At 57.1% G+C, this 7086-nt stretch carries 4 protein-coding genes, 1 tRNA gene and 1 pseudogene; all 6 read right to left on the minus strand.

Annotated features, from left to right (window positions below):
* Window positions 1-281: 281 nt before the first annotated feature.
* On the minus strand, window positions 282-1256 hold the full coding sequence (locus MTR62_RS18970; RefSeq protein ID WP_244023892.1) for a hypothetical protein: 975 nt from the start codon (window positions 1254-1256) through the stop codon (window positions 282-284).
* Window positions 1257-1364: 108 nt separating this feature from the next.
* Window positions 1365-3935 carry a toll/interleukin-1 receptor domain-containing protein gene (locus MTR62_RS18975; RefSeq protein ID WP_244023894.1) on the minus strand — a complete coding sequence of 857 codons (2571 nt, stop codon included), beginning with the start codon at window positions 3933-3935 and terminating at the stop codon, window positions 1365-1367.
* 302 nt (window positions 3936-4237) lie between these two features.
* Complete coding sequence (locus MTR62_RS18980) at window positions 4238-5140, minus strand: hypothetical protein (protein WP_244023896.1); 903 nt, start codon at window positions 5138-5140, stop codon at window positions 4238-4240.
* Entirely contained in the window at window positions 5137-6333 is a 1197-nt protein-coding gene (locus tag MTR62_RS18985; RefSeq protein WP_244023898.1) for a tyrosine-type recombinase/integrase, read from the minus strand. Before MTR62_RS18985 ends, MTR62_RS18980 begins: the two co-directional genes overlap by 4 nt.
* A gap of 165 nt (window positions 6334-6498) precedes the next feature.
* A tRNA-Cys gene (locus tag MTR62_RS18990) sits at window positions 6499-6572 on the minus strand.
* Window positions 6573-6610: 38 nt separating this feature from the next.
* Window positions 6611-7086 (minus strand): annotated as a pseudogene (locus MTR62_RS18995) (RNB domain-containing ribonuclease); the annotation flags it as partial.

Consider the following 7086-nt stretch of genomic DNA (forward strand, 5'->3'; position numbering starts at 1 on the left):
GCAATGGGCATTTTCTGTCACCGACGGGCTAGGGCAGACGCTTACATGTGTGTCTCCATGTTGGCCGATTCGCGGCGGGAGACGTGTCAGTTTGCACATGATTGCCCGTGGGTCGTCCAACAATGGGAGAACCGCAGAAGTCTGCCGATGACGCCGGTGACAGAAATGCTCAAGCATTGCCCGAAAAGCTTGAGCGGCGTAGTCAAATTCCGACATGATCGCGCTTCAAAATTCTAATCGGGAAGCGCCGCTCCGAGCGCGCTGACTGGCAAGGTTGAGCCTTATCCCGGTGCTTCCCCTAAACGCAGCCCTTGCCGCTGCCTTGTATCGACGCGGGCTTGCAGATACTCATCGGCGCTTGCGCCAAGAAGCGCTACGATGAACCGGCAGATCAGCGCCTTCATTTCCAGTGTAAGATTTTGCGGCTTGTGGACCCCATGCAAAGCGAAGCCCAAGGGCTCACCCATGAACATGGCTTCGTGAACAGCGGCATTGCGTAGCATCGCTAGTTCCGGCCTTGATGTTGCGCTCGTGGCCGCCCAAGCCGGAACTGGTATGCCAAACCGGTCACACATCCATTCCACTCGTGCGGTGTGCGTTATCCTGCCTTTAGGCTGATGGATCGCTTCGGCCAAAGCGAAGCAGGCATCAAATGCCGAGTACAGCAGAAGAAACCGCTCGAATTGGAGAAGCTGCGGATATTGGCCCAGGAACATGGCATGGATTGCTGCAGCTACCAGCTTGGCCCGACGCTGATCACATCGGTGCGCGAGCCAAAAGGTCTCCGCCACTTCAACACCATACTCCAAACTTCGACCGAGCAGAACAAAGTCCACCAGTTTTCCGGGCTTGATAGGCGTGGCGTCAAGAAACCCTGCCTCTGCTGAAGTCAGACGCGTTCCTGTAAAGAATGAAAGCGCCCAGAGGTGAAAAACGAGCTGGTCGTCGCAGTCGGGCGCGGCATGTCGAAACCTGTGTGTTTTGGGGAGCCCAAAGACACGCGCAGAATACGGACGTTCGAAAACTTCTCCGCCCAGCGGTTTGACGCGTTGCAGCGGCGCATAAATCCAACCGTTATCGACTAACTCGTCGCTCTCGATGTCCGCGACAGTGCGTTCAAGTTCCGGTAGCGTCTCGATCGAGATCGCCCCCGCCGTAAGGTCCAGAGGCACTGGATAATATCCGAATTGGCGTTCTGTAGCGGGCATTGCAGCCTCATGAAAATGGGGGGTGACCTGCGGAAGGTGGTCGTCCAACTGCTAAAACCGCGTTTCCGGAAGTCGTCGTTCAGCAGGACTAGGCGTTGCTCGATAGAAGCCACCTTGCAGTCACGCCACTTTTCGCACGAACAAAAGCAACGAAGCCTAGTCGAAATCGTATTCGTCGACGGATCGGTTCGCCTGCCGAATTGCAGCTGCTTCGGTGAGAAGTACCTGGCGTTGGTCAAGAGGCGTTTGAATATCTAAGCCTCTTGCCTCCAAAATGCGCGCGCCGAGCAACCGATCTTGCACCGTTTCAGCACGCACCTTCCGCCGTGCGACTTCCGCACCGTCATAGTTTTTTTGAGCGAGCGCTATTTCGGCTTCTATTCGCTGATAAGTGTCTTCACCGCCGGGTCGTGTGCGCAAATAGGTCGCGTCCCTCCGCGCCTCCTCATATCGCTTACCTCGGGCTGCTGCCAACGCACGCAGTCGGCGGACGCCGAGCGCACCTCGCGTTTGACGGTTAAGCACGGCGGTCAGCAGTTGATAGGCACCCTCGAAATCATGATCGCGATTCATCAGAATCGTTGCCGTGCGTGAATCCGCGCGTCCATCATCAAACGGCATGGCACGCAGTCGGCCAATTTCGCGCTCTGCCTCTGGGAATTCGCCTGCGGCAACGAGTATGCCAATCCTGATGTCCAGAAGAACCGGATTGCGATCAACCCGGCGCACTTCTTCTTGCAATAGCGTATCCAAGTCAGCCCATCGGCCAAGCAACTTAAGGCAAATTGCAAGATCGGCGATCACGCTGTTCATATATTTTCCGATCCTGCGTGCATCTCGAAGCAGAAGAACAGCGTCATTCAAGTTGCCGCCGGTAAGTCGAATTAGAAATGCCTCAAGATAGGCAGCCGATCGAAAGCCACGGTCCTTGATTAAATCTAGCACGTCGTTTGCGTCTGAGGAGCCGAGGCGAACCAGCGCACGCAAAAGATAGGACAGAATCTCCTCTCGGGTATTCTCATCCATTTTCATGTCGATGGCAGGCATTCCCCAAGCGACGACGCGATCAAGAGCGTGATCGTCGATGTGACGACGATCATAGGCGTCACGGACAAGGTCTTGCAGGGTCGAGGGTAGCAGGAGGCCTTTGAATTCCTTGGGGAGCGTGCCGCCCTCCAGCGCTGTCATATAGACAAAGGCGTCGAACAACTCGGCTTTCAATTCGTCGTTCTTGACTGCGGATTCCCACTCAGCCTTCAAAAACCGCGCGAAAATTGCCCGAAGTTCGGTACTCCCGTAGCCGTGCTTTCGGCGGAACATCCCACGAATGGGCGCAGAAATGAGGTAGTTGGCTCCGCTTATCTGCATGAGGCAACCGGCGATCAGAAACTCGATTGTCTCGACCATCGCCTTCTGGTCGACGCCGTGGTGGTTACAAATGATTTCGGACATCATCTGTCCATTGAGCTGCGGCACCCAGCTCAGTATCGATAAAATGTCACACTCTATCGGCTTAAGACGATCGAAACTTAGGCTTTCTGCCAATATTTCTTCTTGGATATCGTGTAGTTGCTTTGGATCACCGTCCACGACCATTGGGCCACTGTATGCGATGAGACGTGCAACAGAACGCGCCACCGTCGGATGCCCACCGATTGACTGGATCACGGTGTCGTTTGGAAGGGCCGGAGTTCCTCCGAAAATCGGGATTGTTTCCAAGATCAGTGTCCGAATATCGGGTGCCTCAAGATGTTCGACATTGACTTGTTGCACATTCTGCAGTGGCCGCAGATCCTTGAACTTCAACTGACGTCCGGAAATTAGGCAGATTTTGAGTTGGTCGTACCGCGCAGCGGCGCTCAACAATGTCGCCGCCCAGGGTTTAAGTTCGCCACGATCTTCATATAGGCCAAATCCAATGACAATCGTTACTGCTTGGCCAAGGTCCGCAAAATGGCACATTGATCGCAGAACCTCGTCGACCTGCTCATCGGTCGAAGAGTCATTGAAGGCTGCCCACGCACTTTCGAACTTTTGAAGGGAGAAATGCTCTTCCATCTCCTGACGGACGGCGCGGTAAATGTCACCTAGATCGGCATGTGCCGGGAGTTCAAACTCTGGCCCGTAATCCATTTCCGGACGTGCCGGGAAGAGGACCGGAATAAGGAGTCGTTTCACTGTCCGGCGGCCGATGCCCGCGTGCCCCGAGAAGAGAAATACGCTTGGTGCGACTTTGTTGGTGAAGGTCGCATTCTGATATTCGCGGCGCGCCTTATCGATGAGACCACCCCGACCGTGCGGCGGTAGGACCGTGCCATTTTGTTCTGCCATGCTGGCAAGTACGCCGCGCACGTAGCGGGCAATGTCTTTGGAGGTGTGACCGGCCGAGGGAACCCACCCCTCGCGCATCCAGTCCGGGAGTTTCTCACGATCGACGCCGGGCTCGACGGGGAAGACAAGATATCGAAATCTTGGGTTCTGAATTTTGTTGAGGCGTGCGCGCTCAATCTCGAATTGAACCCAAACGGAATCCACTGAAGCGCGGGATGCAAAAAGCACAAAAATGCTGCTCTCCGCTACCCGTTCCTCCATGGCAGAGATAAGATTCTCACCGTTCTCAAAGCTCTTTGGATAAAAGTAGGCCATCCCGGGTGGAATGTTGCGTTCGACGTTAGCGACAAAGTTTACGTCGACACCAGAAAGCGAAAGAAAAACAGTCGGCAGCATGGTCCCCCTGACCGGCCGATCGTGACCGGTGCGAATGCCTAGTGTAGGGGAAACTGCACTCCCGTCACAGGCTATTTCTACTAAAGATGGTCGGATTCGTCAGGCGGTAAGGAGATCAGCTTTTCAATTTTGCAATCCGGAACTCACTGGTCTTTTTTCGGCACAGGCGGTCAACGTGCGACCGGGCAGAATCGGCAACCTCTCCTGACATTCAATCAGAAATGGAGAACTCAACGGCGTAGGGACACCCAACGGTCATTCGCGTTGCAATTGTCAGTTAAGGCGAGGCGTAAATGCGTCCGTCAGCAGTTCCTAGCGGAAGCGATTGTTTCCAGATGCGTACAGATTTTTGCAGCATAACGGGTCAATTGATCCCGGCGCGGCACATCGCCGGACTCATCGACGTTGGCCTCGAACCATTCGGACAGCCAATCCTTGATGGTGTGGACCGCCGCTGCCCGATCCTTCAGGTCCAACGCGCCTAGCCGGGGATCGCCGATCAACGAGATAATTGCCTCGTCATAGCGGTACTTGGTGTTCCGGCCTGGCCCGCCTCGGCGCTTCGGTTTGCCCATCGCGAGCATTCTCTCGACATCATCGCGATGAAGATAGAGATCGGCCGGGAGGGACATCGCGGTCGGGAAGCGCAAGACCATGCCGCGATCCTTGTTATGCTCGGAGAACAGGAAGTAACGCAACCTGCCAAAAAACTGCCTGCGCTTGAGGGGAATCCGTTTCTTACGGAAGCGGGAGACAAAGTAGGCCTGCGGACCTTCCACCCGCTGCAGGTAACCCAGGACCTCGTCAAAAAGTCGGTCTGGCTCGTGGGGTAGGTTCAGCGGAGCATCCGGGATGCCCAGGCCGTACTGATTTGCTTGCCGCAAGAGGTGGGGCGCGATCGTGGCGGTCAGCATGGCCAATGTGACGTAGAAGAAAAAGCTCGTCGTATCTGGATGCCCTGCCGAGATCAGAAGACCGATCAGGAAGAGGACGGACAGAAAGCCAAACGCGAAGCTGACGACGAAGGCGACGTTGTAATATCTGGCGACGGACGGCCTGGCCTGATTGATGATGGCCGCGTTCGCCTTCAAGCCTTCGTCCAAATCGTCCGACCTGAATTGAGCCAGCACTTGCCAGAGCGGAATATCGTCGGCTTCGTCCCCGTTCGCGAAGGTCTTCCATCCTTCTCCGGGGGTGCCTGTCATCTGTTTCCTCCGTCTCGCAATTCGTCCAGATAGTCGCTCCACCATTGCGCCATTTCAACACGTTCCGGCCAATAAGCCGATTGGTTGTAGATGCGCCTGACGCTGCCTGCGACCATATGCGCAAGTGCTCGCTCGATCGCGTCAGGATTCCACTTACCGGATTCGTTCAGAAGCGAAGAGGCTGATGTGCGGAAGCCGTGGGCGGTCATCTGGTCCTTGGGAAAGCCCATGCGGCGCAATGCGGCGTTGATCGTATTTTCGCTGATCGGCCTTGCGCGCGTCCTAATCGATGGGAATACATAATGCCCGGAACCGGACAACGAGCGCATATCGGTGAGGATCGCCAGCGACTGCCGGGATAGCGGCACTGAATGGGGCTGGCGCATCTTCATCTTACCTTCCGGGATGACCCAGACCGATTTTTCGAAATTCACTTCCTTCCATTCCATATGCCTGATTTCGCCGGGCCGTTGGAAAACATGGGGCGTGAGCTTCAGGGCATACATTACGGCGGGATCACCTTGATAATCTTCGATTGCCCGAAGCAACGCGCCGAAAACCATTGGATCGGTGATTGCGGGGAAATGTTTCACCCTTGCTATTGTCAGCGCACCTATCAGCAGTTGGGCCGGGTCACGCTCGGCCCGCGCTGTTGCAACCCCATAGCGAAACACGCGGCTGGCGAACGCCCGGAGCAGATTCGCAGTCTCAAACCGGCCCCGCCGTTCATGCTTTCGTAGTTCGTGCAGTAGCTCCTGCGGCGTGATCTCCGTGATCGGGCGCCTTCCGAAATCTCCACCAAGAAGCTTCACGAACCAGCGCATCTTGGCCAACGTCGGCTCCGCCAGTCCCTCTCGCGTCTTCTTCTCAATCAGTTCCTCGGCCACGCTGGCGAAACTGTTGTTGGCACGGATGCTCGCTTCGATGCGCGCTTGCCGCTTTGCAGCATTGGGATCAATGGCATGGGCAAGTTGTCTGCGAGCAGCGTCGCGTGCCGAACGGGCCTCGGCAAGCGTGATCTCAGGATAAGACCCCAGCGCAAGTTTTCGCTCCACGCCGTTCATACGGTATTTGACGCGCCAGAGTTTGCTGCCTCCCGGATTGACCAACAGATATAAGCCCTGCGCGTCCGTGACCTTGTACGGTTTTTCCTTGGGTTTGGCTTTTCGGATTGCCGTGTCGGTCAGCGCCATTGGGGGCCTCGCTTCTGACGGGGACTCACGAGGCCCCCGAATCCGGCCCCCATCATCTGCAATCACACGCAAACAGAGGCCATCGCTGACAACCAGCGAATGACCTTAAACTAACGGAAATGCGGGGTTTTTTCAATCATCAGCACGCATCGGCTGACAAGATGTTGGAGGCCCGAGCCGGAATCGAACCGGCGTAAACGGATTTGCAGTCCGGTGCGTAACCACTCCGCCATCGGGCCTTCGGTGTGGAGGAGCGCCAGTAACAACGTCTGGCGCCTTACGCAATGGGTTTTGCAGCGGAAAGTTCGATTGGCGCGATTTCGTCGACAGGTTCGAATTCGAGGTGGCGCTGAAGCGGTGCGGCCTTGGTCAGTCGCACGCGCCGGTGCGCGCCGGGCAGGGCACCGGGCAGCGGCAGTGCGGCGATGACGGGAAGGTCGTCGAGCTGGATGGTGGCGCGTTCGCCGCGCACGTCGATGACCGTTGCCTCGAATGCGGTGCCCACGAGCGGGGCCAGCATGGTGGCTTCGGCAAGGTCGATGACCGCGCGTTCGATCTGGCCGTCGCGCGATCCGGCGCGGGCCATCACCGGGGGCAGCGCCGCGAAGGCCTGGGACAGTCGGTCAGGCAGAGGGCGGCCGTTCGCCAGCGCGAGCACGGCCTCGAGGACGTAGCGGTCGGCAAGGCGGCGCAGCGGGGCCGTGGCGTGGGCGTAGGGGGCGCCGATGGCGGCGTGCCAGGGCAGCTCGCCGG

The sequence above is a fragment of the Novosphingobium organovorum genome, assembly GCF_022832435.1.
Classification (GTDB): Bacteria; Pseudomonadota; Alphaproteobacteria; order Sphingomonadales; family Sphingomonadaceae; genus Novosphingobium; species Novosphingobium organovorum.